Below are 21,765 nucleotides of genomic sequence, written 5' to 3'. Positions count from 1 at the left end.
TTCAGCCCCTATCTTCAACATTATTATCAAAACCTACGTTATTACCGTTAACGTTCTGATTCTCCAAAGAGTCATCTTCATCAAAACTATCAATTAAAAGTCCCCATTCATCATCAGAGCCAATTAAAACTTGAACATTTGTTGGATCAGGAGTACCGATTTTTCCTGTTCGTCCATGCTCATCTATAACTCCTGAAGTAAATGAATTTGTCTGTGGCATGAACGCTTTATAGCTAAGTTTGCTAAAATCACTTTCCCAAAATAGATCATAAATATCTAAACGGTTACTAAAAATTGGGGTATTCGGCAACTCAGGAACCTCATAAGAAACCTTGGCCCCACTCGTAAACAAATGCTGCCCAGCTTTACTTTCAAACTTGCCACCTGTTGTTGAAAATACGCCATCCGCATTAATTTTGAGCTGAGATCCACCTGCTGTTAAAACAATTTCTTTTGGACTGGTAAGCTCGATTTTTTCTTCAGTAGAAATGAGCTTGATGACCTTTTTAGCAATTGCTTCAATAGCATCGTCTTGTGCTTGTAGTTCGAGCTTTCCTTTTGCTGCATAAGCACGGAAACCCTTTTGCGCGGCAAACAAGCTTATTTTATCTTGCGCATGCCCAATGATATTTTTCTGTGCACTTAAATTAATGGAGCCACTAGCACTTTCTGCAATATCTTGCGAAGCTTGCAGAATAATATTTTCAGGTGTCGTCAAAGCAATGCCATTTGGCGATGCTAATAACATAAGCGCTTGTCTAAAAATTTTGCCTTGTTCTTGCTGTTTAGTATCGGAACTACTTTCTAAACCTGGGGTATAGCCCTCCATAAAGCCTTGCAAAGAACTTAATGCTTTAGAAGGTGATACTTCCAATTTACTGCCTTTACTAAATGTTCCACATACACTCATCATGTCAAAGTCTTTAGTCTCGACATTTGCCAAGACTTTTCCAACCTCTTGAATACTTTCAAATGGATTTTTATGAATGCGGTCTTTAATACTGGCAAGTTTTCCTTTAACGATGTCGGCACCATGCTCTTCAACATTTTCAATAAATGCTTTTAAATTTTCTACCGCATCTTTGGCATCAGTAAAGAAAGCATTAAATTCGTCTACAACGCCTTTTGCATTTCCCCCTAACGCACCAATGTCTTGAATAAAGCCACCACAGTCTTTTAAAGCGTGAATAGGATCGTTATTAATCCCTTCTTTAAATAGGTTCACCGTACTATCTAATGCCTGTCCTGTAGTTTTTAGCTCAAGTGACTGGATGAATTTGGGTAAGCGATTAATCACGTTTAAGGCATCAGTTTGTTGCTTGGCTGCAACTTCACTGAGCATTTTCATGCTTTCATAACCTTGTGAAAGTAAGGATTGTGCTTGTGCCGCCTCTAAATGGTCTGCAATAGCTTGCTCTTGTGCATAGGTACTAATGAGCATGCCTTTACCCGCACGCACAGCTCCCCAAGCATCTGTTCGCAGCTCAAAACCTTCACCACGGCCTTGGCTCGTCGCTTGTTCTTTCGGGTGGCTTAAATTACCCAAATTCAGCTGTGTTGCTGCATGACTACTTTGGAGTTGGGTACTGATTTGCCCAGTTGTGTCATCAAAGCGTAATTGGTTGAAGCCACTTCCATTGATTTCCTGACTGCGAATTCCGCTCAGTTTTTTAGTATCAGGAAGCTGCCCTTTCACATCGAACTTGGTTGGTGAGCGCTGCGCTTCATGGATGCGGCCAGTCACAAATGGACGGTCAATATTGCCATCAAAGAAGTCAATGACAACCACTTCTCCAATACGTGGCAAGAAACGTGCACCATAGCCTTCTCCTGCCCAAGGAGTTAGTACATCCACCCATGCCGAGTCGGTATCATTGTCATTGCTACCCGCGCCACCGTCATGGCCATGATCATCACTACGGGTAAATAGAAAACGCACCTTAATGCGCCCCCATTCATCAACATGAATAGTCTCTCCCTCTGGCCCCACGACTTTGGCTCTTTGCGGGTAAGCAATTGGGCGATGCTGTTCTGGATTATATTCAGGTGCCGTCTTGATCTGACGGCGTATTAGGGTCAGCTCATTACCTTGGCGCTCAATATCATCATAACCATGTTTATCCCAACGACTTTGGGTTAACAACTGGCTCACTTGCTGATGTAAATCTTTTGGTAAGTTATTTTGGTTATAGAAATTTTTAGCAATAATCAGGAACTCTTGATCAGCCCCTTCATGCTGATCAATTTCAGGATGCTCCTGTAGGTTAAACCAATAACCAACTTGGCTATCACGGACACTACTATAGGCCTTAAAGTATTTGGCCTGACTCGCATACATGTCAGTGAAGTGCTGATTTAATTTCTCTAGCTGATTACTACTTGAAGCAGTGGCCTGATCTTCCCCTTTCAAATCTTGCATCCAAGCAGGACTAACATGCCATGCTTGTTCAAGACTCAAACTCGCTGAATCAAATTGCTCTGAATGGAGGTGTGTAGTGATAACTGAACCTACACCTTCTTCATGTGCTAGAGCATCAGGTTGCCAACGTTGCACATGTACAGCAGTCGGCTGCAAAGTCCGCACCGCAACAAAACCTGTAATGCTATCTTGATATTCTGTTGCACTACTTCTGTGATAGCGAATACTACGACGTGCTAAAGCTTGATACTGGCTATTATCATCAACCAATCTAAGTTTTTGAGGTTGTATAGATGCAGTAAAGTGAAGAACAAAAAGCTCTGCTTCATCAATGAGCCAACTAACGCCTTCACTTCGCCACAAGCGTGTAAGAAAGTCATAATCAGATTCATTGTGTTGCATGATAAATGGGCGAATATCATAACTCTGACTTAAACCACTGAGGTCGAGACTTAAACTTGTCGCAAAAAGTGGACTTCTTTCTTGCCATTCTTTAAATAAAACTTCAGTGACTTCAATAATGCTTTTATTCATAAAAACACGACTATTACGGCGCTTGTGCCATAAGTTTGTCGCGTCTTTTAAGGTGAGTTTATAAAGTGTTAAAGCACCGTCACTCTGCCCATAACTCGCTTCTGTCACAATTCCAGTAGTTCGAAATAATTGTCCAGAATCAGTAACCTGATCAACGGCAACTTGCACACCTATAAACTGCTTCAATGCAATTTGGGCACTCGTTGAAAGGCAGATCAACTCAGCTTTCAATCCCCCATTTAGCTGATGTTGGCCTTCTATACGTTGTAAAAAAACTTGGCTATTGAGTAGTTCATTAGAAAATTGCACATGGACGGCACGTTTCTGCGCACTTAACCCTATTTTTTCCAAAACATTAAAGATATTAAAAAGCATTTTTTATAATCATAAGGATATAAAACGGCTGCACTTTATAAAAAACAGACCTATCTGTCTACATCATTATTCTTTTTTTTAATTTGTTTTCTTATATTTTGACCTATTCCTAAGCAATAAAAAGCCCAACATAGTGTTGGGCTTTTTTATAGAGCTTTAAGCTCTTTTTTTGGTTGTCTTAAATACTGGATAAAAACGGAATAACTGCCATAAACAGACCAGTAATAGTAAGAGGAAATAGACCAATGACCAAACTGGTAAAGATTGACCTAAAAAAGTCCAATCAATTGCTGCACATTCACCTGAACCCGACAATACTTCTTGTAAAACCGTTTTCATTGGTAAGGCATCAATTAAATAATTTAAACCTGGGCCACAGCTTGGTACTTGATCTGGTGGTAAATGTTGCAACCAGACATGACGTCCTGCCACACCCACTGACCATAAAATTCCAATGCCTGCTAAAAATGCATAAAAACGTTTAACCGCATTGGAAACTGGGTTATGCAAAAAGGCTATGAGTGCTACAAGGCCCATCGCCATTAAGCCAACACGTTGAAAAATACAGAGCGGACATGGCTCTAAACCTTTTACATGTTCCAGATACAACGCAAAAGACATGCCGACTATACTTGCTAAAACAAGTAGTCCACTCACCAAACGGTAACTTAATCGCATGTAAAACCTCGTTTTATTATCGATATTGTTCAAGATATTGATCAAAACTGATCTTGGTATCTTGCTCAAGTTTTTCTTGCTGCTGTAAAGATTGCGCAGCCAACTGTTCAAAATGTTTCAAAGTTTCCACACTAAGCTCATGCTGTTCATAACTTTCAGCATGTAACTGAGCCATGTGGCTACCAAAACTCCAAGTTCCACCATGCTTTAACGTATCGTCAATGACATGGGCAGATAAAGTTTCATCAACTTCATCAATTCGTGCTTGCATGACCGCCAAAGCTGAACCATACAAGTCCGTTGCATAGGTCTGATCGAGTAGCTGTGCACAATCTTGCATTTTTGCAATATGTAAACGTGCCCAATCTTCGATGTGATATGACCCAGTTAAATCTGTAATGGTTGCGTTTGGCGCTCGACCTCGGTTGACCACCTCTGTCTGGTTTTTCTCAACCAAGTCTTGCTCAGAACATAACAAGTCTGGGCTATCACTTAACAAACAATAAAGTGCTAAGACTTCAAGAAAGCCTGCTGTCGTTTCATCAACGCCAATTGCCGAGTATGGATTTACATCTACAGCACGTAACTCAACATAGCCCACGCCTCGATTTTTTAAAGCTTGAGACGGTGTTTCACCTGCTTGAGGCACCTGTTTTGGACGTACTAGACTGTAATATTCATTCTCAATCTGCAAAACATGATCATTAATTTGCAACGGCTCACCAGATGCATCATTTAACCCTAAACGGCTAAATGGTGGGTAAGGAGAATGAACGGCTTTTTGTAAACCATCCAGATAGCCAGACAAATTGTTGTAATGAATACCTAAGCTTTTTTGTGCTGAGTTTTGATAACCTAATCGCCCCATACGGAGTGCTGTAGCATACGGTAAATAGTATGAACCTTTGATTAAAGGCAACAAATGATGTTTGTGTCCGGTCAAGAAACAACGACATACTGTTGGACTCGCGCCCACCAAGAACATGACCAATGGTGTTAAACGAATAAAATTACGAATAAGACCAAAATAACGATGGCTACGGTAATCCTGCAAACTTAATGATTTTAATTGTTCGTCAGTTTCATGAGCTTGTAGCTCAGCAAAAAGTGTATCTGGAAAAGATAAATTGTAGTGCACGCCTGAAATGGTCTGCATACGGCGACCATATCGAATTCCTAACCCACGGCGATATAGTGTTTTAAAACGACCAATATTAGAGATGCCGTACTGCGCTAGACGAATGCGTTCTTCATTGTCGTCTAACATACATGGCATAGACAGCGGCCAGAGTTTTTCACCATTTTCTAAATGACGATGCACAACCGCATGAATATCGGTGAGCTCATGCAGAGCTTCTTCAATCGTTGGCTTAGGTGAAGTAATAAACTCCATCAACGCTTCTGAATAATCAGTCGTAATTTTTGGATGTGTTAAAGCTGAACCTAATGCTTTCGGATGTAACTCTTGTGATAAGAACCCATTACTTTGCATACGTAGGCTTTCACGCTCTATTCCACGTAACATGCCTTGTAGTAGCGACGAATCCACCCAAGCAGGAATAACTGATTGAGATGGTGTAGTGGGTTGACTCATGCATTTGCTCGCTTATTAAAGATCACTATATACAAAATCGTGAGATGATACGGTTACTTATATAATCACATCATTCCAGTTTGGCAATTTTTATCACAATCTTGTTATTTAAGACACGAAAGAATTGTGATTTTATTGAAGAATAATTGCTAAAGAGTTGTCAATATCATGAACGAACAAGACATTTTAAACTTCTGGTTTTCTCCTGAACACCGTTCACTTTGGTTTGCAAAAAGTGATGATTTTGACAAAAAAATCCGTGAAAATTTTTCTGATGTTCATCGACAGGCAACTCAAGCAGAACTCTGGTCTTGGCGAAAAACAGCAGAAGGTCGTTTGGCAGAGATTATTGTACTAGACCAGTTTTCTCGCAACATCTATCGTGATCAGCCCCAATCTTTTGCCTATGACAGCTTGGCATTAGCTTTGGCACAAGAAGCAATTAGTTTGCAACTCGATGCACAGCTTAATCCAGAGCAACGCTCTTTTTTATATATGCCGTTTATGCATAGTGAATCAAAATTGATCCATGAATTTGCCTTGAAACTATTTCAACGTCTTGGCAATGAAATTAACTTAAGCTTTGAAAAAAAGCATAAAGTCATTATTGATCGCTTTGGACGCTATCCTCATCGCAATACCATTCTTGGACGTGTTTCTACTCCAGAGGAAACCGAATTTTTATTAGAACCGAACAGTAGTTTTTAAAGCTTCTTAATTTTTTAATGCTGAGTCATCTTTGTTTTAATGCTCAGCTGGGAGTTCACCATGAAATATCTCTCTCTTTGTTTAGCATTAGGCGCTGCCTTAACTTTAACTGCTTGTGCGACGACTCCAAGTAAACCAAAAACCTTTGATCAACTTGGCCAGTTTTCCGCATACCCTTTAAATGCGCAAACGTTTCGTATTAGTTTCCAAGCCGATCCGAATATGAGTTACGGTGCAGCTGAAGAAATCACTTTGGTAAAATCAGCACAAACGACCGTCCAAAAAGGTTTCCGCTTTTTTAAAGTACTGAATGACCCAAGTAACCAAAGTCAGAAACCACCACGTCAGGCTGTGGTTTATCCATCTGCGCCGAGCTTTTATCCTTATGGCTATGGTCGTCGCTATCCGGGTTTCTGGCATGATCCGTTCTATGATTTCCCACAAGTGGTCAATATCGACCCTGTTCAAGTATCGTATACTATTGAATGTTATCGGGATCAAAAGCAGGCTCCTCAAGACGCTTTTGATGCAAGCTTGATCTTGAAATCACTCGGACAAAAATATGGATTGAGTCCGACAGGAGAGCTGTTGCCACCGCCCGAGCCTCCAGTAAAACAAAAATGAATAGGATAAATTTATGAGCATGGCAGAAGAAGTTCACCACGTGCCCAGTCTTAAACGTAGTAAATATTTTGCTACCCTAGCGCTGATCATCGTCGTTGTGCTGTGGATTGCACTGATGGTAGCCGACCGTTTTCTGCCAGAGTACACAGGTTTTATTCATATTTTAATGCTAGGGGCCGAAGCAGGTGTAGTTGGTGGTCTAGCCGATTGGTACGCGATTACAGTTCTGTTTCGGAACCCTTTTGGTAAGTTACCGATTCCTAAGTTTTTACGCGACCATACCGAGATTATTCCGCGCAATAAGGCACGCATTGCAGAGTCAATGGGCCGTTTTGTACAGGAAAATTTTCTTTCGCCTCAAGTGGTCGAAAAAAGCTTAGAAAAAACGGACTTGAGCCTCGCAATTGGTCAATGGTTGGCAAGTCCACAAAACAATACTCAAGTAGTGCAGCTCATTCAGCAAACTGTACCGAAAATTTTTGAATTTGTGAGCCAAGAGCAAATTGCTAATTTCGTGCAAAACAACAGTGTGCAATGGGTACGTAATACCCAAGTCAACAAACTCGCCAGTGAGATGCTACGCGCGGTATTGGAAAATGATTTCCACCAAGACGTTTTACAGCGTGGTCTCGATATCGCTCATGAATGGGTCGTACAAAATCCAGATAAAACTCGTGAATTAACCCGAAAAATGTTTAAAGCACTAGGCGTCTGGTCACTTGCAAGAGGTGCAAGCTGGATTGGAATTGATGTTCAACAACGTACCATCGACTCATTGGTTGAAAAAGTAGAATCGATGCTGGCAGACCATGAACACCCATGGCGGCAAGAAATTGAAACAATTGCACATTCACTCATGCTGGAACTAGCGAAACCCGATAGTGTTGCCAGTCAACGTCTTAACAGTGGTAAAGATGCGCTCCTTGATAGTCCTCAAGTTCTAAATTTTATTAGTGGTGCTGTCACCATTTTGTGTGATGCCATTAAAGAAGATTTAATGAAAGAAGACTCTGGCATTGCAATGAACCTGCGGGCTGCGATTCAGCAGCTCGGTGAAAACCTTGTTCAAAATGTAAAAGTACGTGAAGTTCTCAACAAAGAAATGACAGGACTTGCCATGAATTTTACGGATCAATATAGCCATAAAATCATACGCTATGTGAGTGAACGAATTCATGAATGGGATTCACGTGAAATGATCGGGAAAATTGAAAATGAAGTCGGTGGCGACTTACACATGATCCGTGTAAATGGTGTGGTAGTGGGTGCATTTATTGGTTTAACCCTCGGTGTAATTCGGGCAGTGATTGAATCAATTTTATAACTTTAAATATTTTTAATAAGAGAACAATATGCTTCAGCTACAGTCAAAATTGGCCACTCAAGGCGTGACTATTTTTAGTACCATGACGGCACTGGCACATCGTCTAGGTGCACTCAACCTGTCACAAGGCTTTCCAGATTTTCCGGCGCCACAAGCCTTACTTGAAGCCTTATCTCAAGCGACTTTAGCTGGACATAATCAGTACCCACCTGGCGATGGTATTCTCGGTTTACGGGAGCAACTCGCTTTACAATTTCAGCAGCGTGATCGACTTCAACTTGATCCTGTTACTCAAATCACGATTACTCCCGGCGCAACCATTGCAATTTTTTGTGCCATACAAGCCTGCATCAATGCAGGTGATGAAGTCATTATTTTTGACCCAAGTTATGATAGCTATGGCCCTTCTGTCGAGTTAGCAGGCGGCAAAGCGATTCATATTGCCCTGCAAGCACCTGACTTTAAAGTGAACTGGCAACAGGTTAAAGATTTGATTAATGACAAAACCCGTATGATTGTGGTGAATACTCCCCATAATCCAACAGGTACGATCTGGGATAAACGAGACTGGTTAGAACTCATTGAACTGATTCAAGATAAAAATATTCTGGTTTTATCCGATGAGGTCTATGAACACTTAGTTTTTGATGGTCAACAACACTTTAGTGCATTGCATTTTCCAGAGCTCAGAGAGCGTAGTTTTGTAATTGGTTCTTTTGGAAAAACCTTTCATGTGACGGGATGGAAAACGGGTTACTGCATCGCTTCACCTGAACTGATGCGTTTATTCCGCCAGATTTATCAATATGCGAATTTCTGTGGTACGACTCCTTGTCAGATTGCACTAGCGCAATATATGGAACAACATCCAGAACATATTCAAGAGCTTTCACAATTTTACCAAACGAAAAGAGATCGATTTAATCAGGCAATTCATAATAGTCGTTTTTTACTTAAACCTTCTCAAGGTACTTATTTCCAAAACCTCGATTACAGTCAAATTCGTCCCGACTTAAACGATGTAGAAATGTGCCAGTTTCTTGCCGAGCAACACAAGATTGTGGCAATTCCAGTTTCGGTTTTCTACCAGCAAGCGCCTGAGTCTTTACGCTTGATTCGATTCTGCTTTGCTAAAAATGATGACACTCTGCAAAAAGCAGGAGAAATTCTGAATCAATGTTAATAAATTTAGCCACTTAGCCCTGTAAAAATACTACAAGTCATTCGCTCCAACTATGCTAAGTTGAATATCCGCCCCGCTCATCAAAGAGATGGGCGATGGAGAACACATGCCACCAAGACAGTCCTTAATTCAACAGCAAAATCTATGGAAAACATTTTTTGTTTTCTTGCTACCCTTGATTGCAACCAATATTTTGCAGAACTTGTCAGGAACTATTAACACCATCTTTGTTGGTCAAATGATGGGAGTAGATGCAATTGCGGCAGTTTCTGTATATTTCCCTATCTTATTTTTGCTCCTCGCTTTTATTATCGGGATTTCAACAGGTACGACTGTTTTAGTAGGACAAGCATGGGGGGCGCAAAATATAGAGAAAGTCCAAAGTGTGGTCGGTTCTACCCTATTTATGACCATCATTGGTGGAATCGTTACCGCGATTCTTGGTGTATTCTTTGCTAAAGATATTTTAGAGTTATTGGGTACTGATCCCAAGGTAATGCATCTTGCTTTGCCCTATGTTCAATGGATGTTGGCGGGTAGCCCTCTTCTGTTCGTTTATATTATCTATACCTCAATTTTACGTGGTGTGGGAGACAGTACAACCCCTTTACTGGCCCTCGCTTTAACCAGTGTCATCGGTGTAATTATTACACCAATTCTTCTCAAAGGTTATTTTGGCTTTCCTGCCCTAGGGATTATTGCTCCTGCTATAGCATCAATTATTAGTTATATCGCAATATTAATTTTTCTCGCGATTTATCTTAACAAGAAAAATCATTCACTTCGGCCGAATCGTCAGCTTCTGCAACATATCCGTCATAATCCAGAACTAAGCAAAATCATTTTACGCTTAGGCGTCCCAACTGGTATTCAAATGATTACGACCTCAATGGCGGGTTTAGTTATTGTTGGGTTGGTTAACCATTATGGTTCACATGCTACAGCAGCGTATGGTGCAGTGAATCAGGTGCTCAACTACATTCAGTTTCCAGCGATTTCGATCTCCATCGCAGCCTCAATTTTTGCAGCGCAAGCGATTGGTGCGGGTAAATCAGATCTATTAGCGCGAGTAACCCGCACGGCGCTGGGAATGAACTTTTTATTTACAGGTGCCTTAATTGCACTTGGTTATCTATTTTCAAAATATTTGATGGCTTTATTTATCACAGACCCAACTGTGGTGGTGTTAGGACAGCAGCTTTTATTTATTGTACTTTGGGCAATTTTATTCTTTGGCGCAGGTGCCATTTTTGCATCTATCATGCGTGCCAGCGGTACCGTGACTGTTCCAATGCTGATTAACATCTCTGCCATTTTATTTATTGAAATTCCATGTGCTTACTGGTTTAGCTCAATGTGGGGACTTAAAGGCATTTGGGTTGCCTATGCCTTGGCATTTGTCAGTCTATGTATTATTCAAGGCTTGTATTATCAATTTATCTGGAAGAAAAAGACGATCAAAGTTCTTATTTAGGACTATTTAAATATTATAAAAAAAGCCATCAATTGATGGCTTTTTTGCATTGAAAATTATTTCATTAACTTAGTCACAATGGTTGAAGCACGTTGGTATCCGGTCGGGAATAAACGCTGGAATGCATCAAGAATTTTTGCATCACTACCAATCAATAAACGGCGTTTATTTTTCAAAACAGCATCCAAGATTTGACGGGCAGCTTCTTCTGGAGGAGTACGAAGTAGCTTGTCAAAGTTTTGAATCGATTTAGTCGGGTCCATACCTAAACTAGTCAAACTGTCACTCATTTTTGCAGCTTTAGCAATATTGGTACGAATTCCCCCTGGATGTACGCACAAAGAACTCACGCCACTTTTTTCAATATCCAACTCTTGGCGCAATGACTCGGTAAAACCACGTACAGCAAATTTGGTTGCATTATAGCCAGACTGTGTAGGTTGGGCAGTCAGACCAAATAAGCTCGAGATGTTAATAATGTGTCCATCTTGAGTTTGCTTAATGAACGGTAAAAATTCTTTCGTACCGTACACAACACCCCAGAAGTTAATTCCAACAATCCATTCTAAATCTTCGTAGGTCGCACCTTCGACAGTTGAACCTAATGCAACGCCAGCATTGTTAAAAATCAGGTTAACAGAACCGTGATCTTGCACAGTTTCTTGTGCCCACTGCTTTACTGCTTCACGATCAGATACATCAAGCTTTTTGGTGGTAACAGTAATATTACTGTATGGCTTTAAAAGCTCGACAGTTTGTTGTAATCCTTTTTCATTAATATCACTCAACGAAAGATGGCAGCCTTGTTTTGCCAAAAGAATTGCTAACTGTTGCCCAATGCCAGAACCCGCGCCCGTAATTGCAGCGACTTTGTTTTTAAAATTTTTCATTGTCCATCCTTTGTTTTTCGATATTTGCACAGTCGGTTCATTGCATGTGCAGTTCAGACATCTTCAATATAATTTTGACAATATCCATTGTCAATATAGTACACTGTAATTTCAGATAGAATGGCACAATTCTTCTGAGGGCTTTATCATAGTGAGCATATTTGGCCAAAACCTATAAATTAGGACACCATTCTTTAGGAAACGACTTATTTATGGCGACTAACGACTCAACCAGTAAAAAGAAAACAAAAAGTGTGAGTAAAGAACGTCAGTTCAAAGGGTTATCTCTATCTGAACGTAAAGAGGCACGCCGTGAAAAACTGATTGAAGCAGGTATTGCGACCTACGGAACGCTCGGTTTTTTTTCAGTGACGGTAAAAGATGTTTGCCAAGAGGCAAAACTCACAGAACGTTATTTTTATGAATCATTTAAGAAAAGTGAAGATTTATTCCAAACCATCTTTTTAAAAATGATTGAAGAATTACAGCAAAATCTGATGCAAGCCGTGATTAAAGCTGCACCCGATCCAGAAAAAATGGTCGATGCGGGTTTAAGAGCACTGCTGACCACCTTAAAAGATGATCCAAGATTAGCTCGTATTATCTATGTAGATGCAGTTTTGGTACAAGAGTTACATAATCAGGCCACCATTCAAGAAACGCTTGCGCAATTTGATCGCATGATTCAGGCCTTTGTTATGCTAACCATGCCGCAAATTCAACACCATGAAAATGAGCTCTCTTTAATTGCAACTGGCTTGAATGGATATGTCACTCAAATTGCGATTCGATGGGTCATGGGAGGATTTGAGCAGTCTCTTGAGCAGGTTTTAACCGCATGCCGTATTGTTTTCTTATCCCTATTAGCCCAAGTTTCAAAATAATATTAAAGTTTTTTGACAGCTAATAATCTGAAAAACCGGTTAAGCAATTATGATAATAAGCCATTGAATGAATTTAAGAAGTTTAAAGTTTATATGTCATCATTTGGTCATACCTTTGCCTTGGTTTTGTCACAAATTATTGCTAAATTCAATTTTATAGACTTTTCTGCAATGAAATTGTCATAATTAATCTTTGTAATAAGCCTGTCATAACTACAAAACGGTTCACCGTTAAATCTATAGGATATTGCGCTGTGAAAGATGACTATATTTTAATTGTCGATGATGAGCTCCCTATTCGTGAAATGATCCATACTTCTTTGGACATGGCAGGCTTTCAGTGTTTACAGGCTGAAGATGCCAAACAGGCTCATCAAATTATCGTCGACCAACGTCCGGCGCTTATCTTGCTTGATTGGATGTTACCTGGAGGCGTAAGTGGTGTCGATTTATGTCGCCGCTTAAAACGAGATGAAAACCTAGCAGAAATTCCAGTCATTATGTTGACTGCTCGCGGAGAAGAAGACCACAAAGTACAGGGTCTTGACGCAGGTGCAGATGACTACATGACTAAGCCTTTTTCAACACGTGAACTGGTTTCACGTATTAAGGCAGTTCTTCGCCGTGCAAATGCATTAAGTGGTGAAAAAACAATTGATGCCAATGGTTTAATTCTTGATCCTGTAAGCCAGCGTGTTAGCTTTGGCAACAGCATTTTAGATATGGGCCCAACTGAATATCGCTTACTTGCGTTTTTTATGACCCATCCAGAGCGTGCATATACACGTGCTCAGTTGCTCGATCAGGTATGGGGCGGTAATGTATATATTGAAGACCGCACTATCGATGTGCATATCCGTCGTTTGCGTAAAGTCTTAGAACCTTTTGGTGTTGACCGATTTGTTCAGACTGTACGTGGAACTGGCTACCGTTTCTCAACACGTGCAGATTTAGCCGCAGGTTAACCAAGATTTATGTATGAACCCTACCCCGTCCCTGAACAGGTACGTGAACAAAAACTTTCTCGTTACAGTAGTTTATGGACGTTTGCCAAACAAGATTTACGGCTTTTATTATTTTTTCTAATTATTGCCGGTTTAGTCGGTTTAGGTGTCGGGTATTTCTGGAGTTGTATTTTTATCGCCTTCGTGGTGTTTTTTACACTCCAGTTGCGTTCTTTATATCTGGTCAATGACTGGATTGCCAATAAACCTTATGATGTGCCTCCAAATCTTAACGGGATTTGGGGTGCATTATTATTTAATGTTTACCGTGCTCAGCGTCAGGAACGAATTGTTCAGGCCGAAATGGTCGGTTTAATTGACCGAGCGCAATCTTCCTTAGTTGCCCTTGCTGAGGCCGTAGTTCTAATTGATGACCAACATCAAATCGAATGGTGGAACCCTGCTGCCGAACGTTTGTTAGGGATCAGCCCTCTCGATCGTGGTCGTAACTTATTAACGATTTTACGTCAGCCGACCTTTATTGAATATTTTAACAATATTGATCAGGCACCCGATGGGATTAAGCTTCACTCAAATTTTGATGATGACCGCTATGTACAGGTTAAACTCACACGATTTGGTGGAGAAAGCCGTTTATTGGTGGCTTACGACGTGACTCGTATGCATAACCTTGAGCAAATGCGCAAAGACTTTGTCGATAATATTTCGCATGAGCTTCGTACGCCATTAACCGTGCTCAGTGGTTATATCGAAACCTTTACCGATCAGGAAGATATTAGTCCACGCTGGAAACGAGCCTTTGATCAGATGCAATCACAAACCAAACGTATGAATGCGTTGGTCAATGATTTACTGCTGTTATCGAATTTAGAAAATAACAAGAAAATTGCGAAAAATCAGATTATTGAAATGCCGAGTTTAATGAATCAACTGTTTGATGATGCTCAGGCCTATAATGCCGATTATGGACATACACTCAATTTACATATTGATAGCCACTGCGACCTGATTGGTTCTGACATGGAAATTGCTAGTGCATTTAGTAACTTAATTACGAATGCCATCAAGTACACGCCAAAAGGTGGAACCATTACCATTGGCTGGCATGATGATGGCGAACATGCTTACTTTAGTGTACAAGACACGGGCATCGGAATTAATCCTAAACATTTACCACGCCTGACTGAACGCTTCTATCGTGTGGACAGTGACCGTAGTCGTCAAACAGGTGGTACAGGTTTAGGCTTAGCAATTGTAAAACACGTGCTTATGCAACACGGTGCGTATTTAGATGTGCAGTCTAAAGAAAACGAGGGATCAACATTTACCGCAGTTTTTCCAAAAGAAAGACTATATAACATGACCTAAATTTGCCCCTCTCACATTTAAAAAGCCGACTCATGAAAAGTCGGCTTTTTTGTATTATTTAAACCAATTTACTTAAGATTCGAGCAATACGATTTTGTCTGATTTTTCTCTATTACATTTAAAAAGTGAGTGGCAAAAGTATTACTTTGACGCAGTGCATCGCGATGATCTCCGCCATCAATCGTTTGATAAATAGTTGGTTTTTTTAATTTACATAGCTGCTGATAATAAGCAGATGTCCCTCTAGGATCGACTAAATGATCTTTAGAGCCTTGAACAATCATTAGTGGCACGGTCGGCACCATATTTTCAATAGATTGCTGTTTTAGATAACCCAGAAGAGGTTTTAAGTCTGCATTAGGCAGAAATATGCTAGAAGGAGACTTCTTCAAATCAGATTGAAGTTCAGATAAACAGCGACTGCGCGCTTGAGTTAGCACCGCATTCATTTCTGCACTGACTAAGTTTTCAGGAACAATACTTGGTTCTGCTGCTTGTGCTCCCAATAACACAATCGGGAAAAATGCTGCCACACTAGGTTCTGGGTTCGGATTAGTTTTCACATATTCTGCAATGCCTTCATATTGATAGCCGCCTGGCGCAAGAGCAATTGCACCTTTTAAATCTAATTCAGGTGCATCTTTTTGACCATAGGCAGACACTGCAATTGCCGCAGCCCCACCTTGACTGTGCCCCATCACCAACCACTGTTTATTAAAGCTCTTGGGCTTAAGCAAATGCAATGCACGCACTGCATCGACAACCGTATGTAATTGGCTCTTTGCATTCATATAGGGATGCCCACCTGGTGTCCCTAAGCCCTGATAATCAGGTGCAACAACTGCATAGCCACGTGCAAGCCAACCATCTAAAGCTTTAGAAGCAACTTCTTGATATGAATGGACTGGCCCACCAACATAATCACCCGAAGATGCACAAGTATCGGCTACTCCAGTCGTGCCATGCGCCCAAGCAAGTATCGGCCAGCCATTTTTTGGTGGTGTTCCTTTTGGTAATAAAATAAAAGCCGATGCAACAATAGGTTCGCCCTGAATACCTCGACTACGATAATTAACCAACAAGCGCTGATCTGCATGAGGAAATAAATCCGTCACATCTTGCTGTTCTAGAGACAGTATTGAACCCGGTTTGTCGCTCACAATTTGCTTACCCAAATCTGTAATGGGAGCAGCCATAGCAGAACCAGAAACCAAACAAGCGCTGCTAAATAAAATTTTTAAAAAAGAATTACTTTTTTTAATCAAGGGATTACTCCTTTTAATTTTTAAAATTATTCACTCTAGTTCACTTAGAATATATTCGTTTCAAATTAAATATACGCCTGCGGCATATAAAGCTCCGAGTACTAAACAAAAGGCTGAGCTGACATACCAAAATAAATCACTATTTCCCACAAATTTTGACTTTAACCATGAAAAAGCAAAACCACGGATAAGAAAAACCGCTGAAACAAGTGACAAAATAAGTTTAGTAAATGGTAATACCTGTATTCCCTTTGCTGCAAAGAAGGCATAAATAGCACATACAGTTAGAATTAACCCCACAGTTATAGCTGTAAAATTAGGATACCAGTGCCCTCTTTCAACCATCTGGACAATACTTTTCCCAGCCCCTAAAAACCGAAAACCATTTGCTCCCCAGAACACACAAACAAAATGAAGTAATGCGGCACAGAATGTTAATAAAGCAGCAAGATATAATAGAACGTTTGGAAGTGATTGCATTAGATTTTATACTAATAAATATGTGTGATATTTATTATACTTAATTATAAATTATATAATATTATAAATAGTTAAAATAATATTAACTTGGTATTTAATATTTTAAATACCAAGCTCAGATCATCTCAATTATTTACGCTCAAACTCTTTAAAATCAGCTTTTCTGATTTTTGCATGAATACCTTTGGTTTTATCTACTACTTGTGAAACTTCAAAATCAGTCGCAGCACTTAAATAGGCGTACGCTGTTGCTTCGTCAATACCGTATTCTTGGTTTAAGAAACGAATGGCTTCACGTGTAGATTTCTTCATCGCTTCATCAAGATCTTCATCAAGTCCCGGCGTAATCCAAAACTCAGCATTTTCAGCTAAAGGTTGTTTTAAATCTTTGCCCGGTATTTTGTCCTTACCTGCTTTGAGTAAGGTAAATTTCAGCGTGGCGCGGGCTGAAGCTTCTAGTGCCGTTAATGCCACCTCTCCGTCCCCTTGCGCAAAATGACTATCACCCGTATAGAATAATGCACCTTTAACCTGAATAGGATAATACGCGGTTGAACCTGCCCCTAGTTCATTAATATCAATATTTCCGCCATACATTGCAGGTGGTACAGAGTGAACAGGCTCAGATGTATTAGCTGCTACCCCCATAATTCCCATAAAAGGATACAGCGGAAAACGTATTGATTTACCAGATTCTGTTTTTAATACCCCTTCATATTCACCTTGTGCATTTTTTTCAATTGGGGTGAAAATCGATACATTTCCATAGCGTTCAGGATGCTCAGCCGATGCATTTTCTTGCTTTGCTTTTTTAGGAAACTCCCCGACTAAAGCCCCCTTACCATGTCGATTTGAAATCACACCATAAGGAACTCGCGGCTCAACTTTAAGTACTTCAACTTTCAAAATATCACCGGGCTGTGCGCCTTCAATGGCAACAGGACCTGTCACAATATGCGGCCCATCTTTATGAAAATCATGCTTTAAATTTGACTGTGTAATTGTTTTTGCATCTTCCAATATTTGATTAGAATTTACACCCTTCGATTTAAAGAACTTTTCAGCATTACGCCCTTGGTCTTCAAGCAAACCTTCATGAGAAACCGTATCGAATGTCACGACACTACCCGACGGAACAGTAAGCACAGGTTTAGCATCACGATTCGGCAAATAACCCCATGTAATGGTATTTAAAGTAGAGGGAACATAATAATTACCTTTATATTCCCCAGTTTGAAGTTGAGTAGGTTGTTTTGAAATTTGATTTAAAACTTTAAAATCATTGGCATGGGTGAGTGAAATACAAAGTACAGATAAAACCGAAGCTGTCAGGCGTTTAACTTTTAACATGATTTCAGAACCTAAAAAATATGAAAGTTACAGTAAAGTCCTAAACAAGTAGCAAGCATTGTGCCAAGGCTAAAGTGGTGTAATATGAAAAAAGCGCTTCATGGTTATAAAAAATAAATAATTTTTTTAGATTTAATAACTTATCTTCAAATAAAATTAAAACCTCGACTTAAGTCTAACTTAAATATTTCATTCTATTTTTATTTATTAATTTTTAATCATATTAATATTTTTGCTCTCTTCAGATACATATTTATAGACTAGCTCATATAACGTACTCATTTAGATCACTTAATAATAATTATTTTTCTATATAATATAAATCCAAACATAGTTATATATTTTAATTTTATATAACTTAAATCAAAAAAAATAAACCCTGAATAATTAAAGTCAGGGTTTACTTATTTTATAGTGGTTATATCTTTTACTAAACTGTATGTCCCATGCGCTCACCCATTACAACCACAGACTCAGCTTTAAAACGTTGTTCCCATTCGATCTTATCTTTTTCAAATAAAATAACGGCTGTAGAACCTAAATAAAAACGTCCAAGCTCAGCACCTTTCTCTAGCTTTAACTGATGATGCTGTAATTCGATACGACCTGAAGGTTTTACCTTGCCTGTTGCCACAGTTTCAATACCAGCAACAATCATCGCCCCCACTAGAACAACAGCCATACGGCCAAGTTCAGTATCAAACAAACACACCATACGTTCATTACGAGCAAATAATCCCGGTACATTTTCAGCAGTGACCTGATTTACCGAAAATAGCTCGCCTGGCACATATAACGTTTCTGTTAAAGTACCTGCAAACGGCATATGAACACGGTGGTAATCGCGTGGTGATAAATAAACTGTCGCGAACTCACCCTCTTGGAATGGTTGAGCAAGTTGTGGATCGCCAATTAATTTCTCTACAGAGAAACTTTGACCTTTGGCTTGAAAGACTTCACCCGCAGTAATTTTACCAATTTGGGAAATTGCGCCGTCCGCTGGTGACACAATGCTATCTGCATTTTCATCAATCAGACGTACACCTTCTTTTAATGCACGGGTAAAAAAGTCATTAAAAGATTTATATTTCAGTGCATTGCCTTGTTCAGCAATCGACAAATCAATCCCATACTTAGCTTTAAATGCATGAATAACAGCGTTTTTCACAACTGGATTTTCACTCGCAGCAACTTTACCTACCACACGGCTCAATTGATGCTGTGGTACAAGATTTTGTGCCTTAATAAATAATTCTTTTTTTAATCGAGATGTGAAACTCACGAGGGTGATTCTCCAGTAATAATAGGACTATCGAGGCGATTGCCCCATTCACTCCACGCACCATCATAGGCTTTTGCTTCCCAGCCCAAGAGTCTAGCCAGAATATAGGCCAAACCGGAACGATGATGTGACTGGCAGTACACGACTACAGGTTGTTGTAAATCGAACCCAAGTTGTTCAAGGCGCTGCCGCGTGCGTTCAAGCGGATGCAATTTTAGATGATTTTGACGATTAAGTGCAGTACTCCATTCAAAATGGAGGGCATTTGGAATGTGACCGCCGCGTCGCGCTGCTAAACGGACACCACTATATTCATCACTCGTACGGCAATCCCATAGTTGCACACTTTCTTGTTCAACTTGTTTGCGTAACTCTTCATAGTTCACACGGAACTGAGCGGCATGTGATAAATCAATTTGAATTAAGTCTGTAACAGGAGAAACTTTTTCGACTTCTGCTGTAGTGGGTAAGCCTGCACCTAACCATGCATGGATACCGCCGTTAATTAAACTGGTACGGGTAAATCCTAGGCAATGCAAATTCCAGATTAAACGTCCAGCCCATGCCCCACCTTCATCGTCATACACTACAACATGATGATTAGGTGAAATATTCAATTTTTCAATAAGTGCTTGTAAACCCGCTTCATCCGGCAAAACACCAGTTGCTTCTTCATGCTGAGCCACTAACCATTTAGGCTGTAAATGAATGGCATGTGGAATATGGAGTTGTTCATAAACCGATGCACGGCTCAAATCTATAATGCGAATATATTCATTGCCTAAATAAGGCACTAATTCTTCTGCTTCTATTAATAAATCGAGTTTAAAATCAGGGAGTGTCATCGTCATGGTTTCTTTTTATACCAGCTTATTTTCAATCTTAGCATAAGCATATATCTAACAAACTCTGATTTTCTGCTACGCTTTAGCAGAAAATCAGATATCAGCATTCTCACTTTTAAAAATAAAAAATAGCGAGACTACTTTTTACTTAAACCGCTTCTTCAAGTTCTTCGATTTCAAAAACCTGACGTAAATAGGCCAAGAAAGTATCGTTGTCAGTCATGGTTTTACCCGGACTATCTGAGATTTTCGCAACTGACTGACCATTACATTCAACCAGTTTCAACACAATATTCAGCGGCTTTTGCCCCATGTCATTGGTCAAATTAGTTCCAATGCCAAAACTCACCTGAAAACGATCTTTAAAGTACTGATGCAATTCCCATGCCTTTGGCAAATTAAGACCATCGCTAAAGGTCAGCATTTTGGTTTTGGTATCAATTTTTAATTTACGGTAATGTGCATACGCCTTATCGCCCCACTCATACGGGTCGCCACTGTCATGACGTAAACCATCAAAGAGTTTGGCAAAATACAGGTCAAAGTCGCGTAAGAAAGCATCCATCCCTACCACATCGGTTAGGGCAATTCCTAAATCTCCACGGTACTCTTGTACCCACGTTTCCAGAGCAGCTTTTTGGAAATCACGCAAACGTACATCAAGTGCCTGAAAAGCTTGCAGGAACTCATGTGCCATGGTCCCAATTGGTGTAATGTTAAGCTCTTTAGCCAGCAACACATTACTTGTACCACGGAACACATTTGGTACAGTTTTATGAAATGCCGCTACGACATGCTTTTGCCATGCAAAGCTATAACGACGGCGTGTACCAAAATCAGAAACTAAAAACGGTGGATCATTCGGCTGTTGAGATTTTTCATATTGCTGAATCAAATCAAGTTTTGCTTGTAAACGGCGTTCGCCTTCAGCCCAAACTTGGTCTGTTTTGATACGGCTAAAATATAACTCGTTTACAATTGCCAGAACAAAAATCTCGAACATCATGGCCTGGACCATTGGACCTTCAATACGAATATCCAAACGACCTTCTGCATCAATGCTAGCCTGAATAAAACGTCGTTTCAGTTGAAATAGTTCTAAATAATCAACAAAGTCACTTTTGATAAAGCGTAATTTACGTAAATATTGAAGCTCATCTTCTTTATATTTAAGGCTACACAAATAGTCGAGTTGCTGATTTAAATCATCCAAAATATCTACTAGTGGATAGACAGTATCTTCTAAATTTCTACAGCGGAAATGATAGACACTATGGGTTTGCGGGAATTTATGCAAAACCACTTGTAACATCGTAAATTTGTACAAGTCTGTATCTAGTAAAGAATGGATAATTGGAGACATAGTCAATGATTATTCGCTTGCTTCTTAGCATTAAAGCATATTTTTATGGATGAATTGCGAGGTTTTATACCATTGTTGCAGTTCCATGAAATTTCCTTTTAAAAATCATTTAATTTAAATTCTGCTAAACTACGTTAATTCAATTAATTAAAGAAATTTG

Annotated in this window: 18 protein-coding genes; 8 read left to right on the top strand and 10 right to left on the bottom strand. The window is 39.8% G+C overall.

The window, feature by feature from the left end; genetic code table 11:
* Position 1: 1 nt before the first annotated feature.
* The 3 genes from KTI79_RS11700 to gshA all read right to left on the bottom strand — a co-directional run bounded on the left by KTI79_RS11700 (position 2) and on the right by gshA (position 5,600).
* Entirely contained in the window at positions 2-3,328 is a 3,327-nt protein-coding gene (locus KTI79_RS11700; protein ID WP_086376039.1) for a type VI secretion system Vgr family protein, read from the bottom strand.
* Positions 3,329-3,484: 156 nt separating this feature from the next.
* The gene (locus tag KTI79_RS11695; protein ID WP_086265695.1) at positions 3,485-4,006 is read right to left on the bottom strand and encodes a disulfide bond formation protein B; all 522 of its coding nucleotides are present in this window, start codon (positions 4,004-4,006) and stop codon (positions 3,485-3,487) included.
* 16 nt (positions 4,007-4,022) lie between these two features.
* A complete protein-coding gene (gene gshA / locus KTI79_RS11690; RefSeq protein WP_086376038.1) occupies positions 4,023-5,600 on the bottom strand; it encodes a glutamate--cysteine ligase in 1,578 nt (525 codons plus the stop codon).
* A 168-nt stretch (positions 5,601-5,768) separates the two neighbouring features.
* Here gshA and KTI79_RS11685 point away from each other — a divergent pair, with 168 nt between their 5' ends.
* From KTI79_RS11685 to KTI79_RS11665, 5 genes are all read left to right on the top strand, one after another.
* A complete protein-coding gene (locus KTI79_RS11685) occupies positions 5,769-6,308 on the top strand; it encodes a DUF924 family protein (protein WP_002121850.1) in 540 nt (179 codons plus the stop codon).
* A 60-nt stretch (positions 6,309-6,368) separates the two neighbouring features.
* Positions 6,369-6,932: a CC0125/CC1285 family lipoprotein gene (locus tag KTI79_RS11680; protein WP_086376037.1), complete on the top strand. Its 564-nt coding sequence runs from the start codon at positions 6,369-6,371 to the stop codon at positions 6,930-6,932.
* A 13-nt stretch (positions 6,933-6,945) separates the two neighbouring features.
* Positions 6,946-8,256: a DUF445 domain-containing protein gene (locus KTI79_RS11675; RefSeq protein ID WP_017387594.1), complete on the top strand. Its 1,311-nt coding sequence runs from the start codon at positions 6,946-6,948 to the stop codon at positions 8,254-8,256.
* Between the two features lie 28 nt (positions 8,257-8,284).
* Entirely contained in the window at positions 8,285-9,439 is a 1,155-nt protein-coding gene (locus KTI79_RS11670) for a pyridoxal phosphate-dependent aminotransferase (RefSeq protein WP_086376036.1), read from the top strand.
* 106 nt (positions 9,440-9,545) lie between these two features.
* Positions 9,546-10,913, top strand: a complete 1,368-nt coding sequence (locus KTI79_RS11665; protein WP_057085598.1) for an MATE family efflux transporter — start codon at positions 9,546-9,548, stop codon at positions 10,911-10,913.
* A gap of 56 nt (positions 10,914-10,969) precedes the next feature.
* Here KTI79_RS11665 and KTI79_RS11660 read toward each other — a convergent pair whose 3' ends face one another.
* Positions 10,970-11,803: an SDR family NAD(P)-dependent oxidoreductase gene (locus KTI79_RS11660; protein WP_039766441.1), complete on the bottom strand. Its 834-nt coding sequence runs from the start codon at positions 11,801-11,803 to the stop codon at positions 10,970-10,972.
* Between the two features lie 212 nt (positions 11,804-12,015).
* On the opposite strand from KTI79_RS11660, the gene KTI79_RS11655 reads away from it, so the two are divergent.
* The 3 genes from KTI79_RS11655 to phoR all read left to right on the top strand — a co-directional run bounded on the left by KTI79_RS11655 (position 12,016) and on the right by phoR (position 15,020).
* Positions 12,016-12,687: a TetR/AcrR family transcriptional regulator gene (locus tag KTI79_RS11655; RefSeq protein WP_031949648.1), complete on the top strand. Its 672-nt coding sequence runs from the start codon at positions 12,016-12,018 to the stop codon at positions 12,685-12,687.
* A 254-nt stretch (positions 12,688-12,941) separates the two neighbouring features.
* On the top strand, positions 12,942-13,652 hold the full coding sequence (phoB, locus tag KTI79_RS11650; RefSeq protein WP_000650776.1) for a phosphate regulon transcriptional regulator PhoB: 711 nt from the start codon (positions 12,942-12,944) through the stop codon (positions 13,650-13,652).
* A gap of 9 nt (positions 13,653-13,661) precedes the next feature.
* Positions 13,662-15,020, top strand: a complete 1,359-nt coding sequence (phoR, locus tag KTI79_RS11645) for a phosphate regulon sensor histidine kinase PhoR (protein ID WP_068564604.1) — start codon at positions 13,662-13,664, stop codon at positions 15,018-15,020.
* Positions 15,021-15,088: 68 nt separating this feature from the next.
* Here the strand turns inward: phoR and KTI79_RS11640 are convergent, their stop codons facing one another.
* The 6 genes from KTI79_RS11640 to pncB all read right to left on the bottom strand — a co-directional run bounded on the left by KTI79_RS11640 (position 15,089) and on the right by pncB (position 21,605).
* A complete protein-coding gene (locus KTI79_RS11640) occupies positions 15,089-16,285 on the bottom strand; it encodes an alpha/beta fold hydrolase (protein ID WP_199964050.1) in 1,197 nt (398 codons plus the stop codon).
* A gap of 60 nt (positions 16,286-16,345) precedes the next feature.
* Complete coding sequence (locus tag KTI79_RS11635; RefSeq protein WP_143225025.1) at positions 16,346-16,765, bottom strand: hypothetical protein; 420 nt, start codon at positions 16,763-16,765, stop codon at positions 16,346-16,348.
* A gap of 129 nt (positions 16,766-16,894) precedes the next feature.
* A complete protein-coding gene (locus KTI79_RS11630; protein WP_086376034.1) occupies positions 16,895-18,115 on the bottom strand; it encodes an acetamidase/formamidase family protein in 1,221 nt (406 codons plus the stop codon).
* A 430-nt stretch (positions 18,116-18,545) separates the two neighbouring features.
* Positions 18,546-19,397, bottom strand: coding sequence for an archaetidylserine decarboxylase (gene asd, locus KTI79_RS11625; RefSeq protein ID WP_086376033.1), 852 nt, complete (start codon positions 19,395-19,397; stop codon positions 18,546-18,548).
* Complete coding sequence (locus tag KTI79_RS11620; RefSeq protein WP_086265702.1) at positions 19,394-20,242, bottom strand: sulfurtransferase; 849 nt, start codon at positions 20,240-20,242, stop codon at positions 19,394-19,396. Before KTI79_RS11620 ends, asd begins: the two co-directional genes overlap by 4 nt.
* 148 nt (positions 20,243-20,390) lie before the next feature.
* Positions 20,391-21,605 (bottom strand): nicotinate phosphoribosyltransferase, encoded by a 1,215-nt coding sequence (gene pncB / locus KTI79_RS11615; protein WP_046812089.1) that lies wholly within the window; start codon positions 21,603-21,605, stop codon positions 20,391-20,393.
* Between the last annotated feature and the right edge of the window lie 160 nt (positions 21,606-21,765).

This window comes from Acinetobacter sp. WU_MDCI_Abxd143 (assembly GCF_025514195.1).
GTDB classification, from domain to species: domain Bacteria; phylum Pseudomonadota; class Gammaproteobacteria; order Pseudomonadales; family Moraxellaceae; genus Acinetobacter; species Acinetobacter pittii_H.
Note: the sequence above shows the minus strand (reverse complement) of the source record. Positions and strands in the feature narration are given on the sequence as shown.

Coding starts and splice junctions, on each gene's coding strand:
- gshA (WP_086376038.1), bottom strand. CDS start 5,600: ATGAGTCAACCCACTACACCATCTCAATCAGTTATTCCTGCTTGGGTG.
- KTI79_RS11635 (WP_143225025.1), bottom strand. CDS start 16,765: ATGCAATCACTTCCAAACGTTCTATTATATCTTGCTGCTTTATTAACA.
- KTI79_RS11665 (WP_057085598.1), top strand. CDS start 9,546: ATGCCACCAAGACAGTCCTTAATTCAACAGCAAAATCTATGGAAAACA.
- KTI79_RS11630 (WP_086376034.1), bottom strand. CDS start 18,115: ATGTTAAAAGTTAAACGCCTGACAGCTTCGGTTTTATCTGTACTTTGT.
- KTI79_RS11685 (WP_002121850.1), top strand. CDS start 5,769: ATGAACGAACAAGACATTTTAAACTTCTGGTTTTCTCCTGAACACCGT.
- KTI79_RS11675 (WP_017387594.1), top strand. CDS start 6,946: ATGAGCATGGCAGAAGAAGTTCACCACGTGCCCAGTCTTAAACGTAGT.
- KTI79_RS11660 (WP_039766441.1), bottom strand. CDS start 11,803: ATGAAAAATTTTAAAAACAAAGTCGCTGCAATTACGGGCGCGGGTTCT.
- KTI79_RS11655 (WP_031949648.1), top strand. CDS start 12,016: ATGGCGACTAACGACTCAACCAGTAAAAAGAAAACAAAAAGTGTGAGT.
- pncB (WP_046812089.1), bottom strand. CDS start 21,605: ATGTCTCCAATTATCCATTCTTTACTAGATACAGACTTGTACAAATTT.
- KTI79_RS11680 (WP_086376037.1), top strand. CDS start 6,369: ATGAAATATCTCTCTCTTTGTTTAGCATTAGGCGCTGCCTTAACTTTA.
- KTI79_RS11700 (WP_086376039.1), bottom strand. CDS start 3,328: ATGCTTTTTAATATCTTTAATGTTTTGGAAAAAATAGGGTTAAGTGCG.
- KTI79_RS11620 (WP_086265702.1), bottom strand. CDS start 20,242: ATGACACTCCCTGATTTTAAACTCGATTTATTAATAGAAGCAGAAGAA.
- KTI79_RS11670 (WP_086376036.1), top strand. CDS start 8,285: ATGCTTCAGCTACAGTCAAAATTGGCCACTCAAGGCGTGACTATTTTT.
- KTI79_RS11695 (WP_086265695.1), bottom strand. CDS start 4,006: ATGCGATTAAGTTACCGTTTGGTGAGTGGACTACTTGTTTTAGCAAGT.
- phoR (WP_068564604.1), top strand. CDS start 13,662: ATGTATGAACCCTACCCCGTCCCTGAACAGGTACGTGAACAAAAACTT.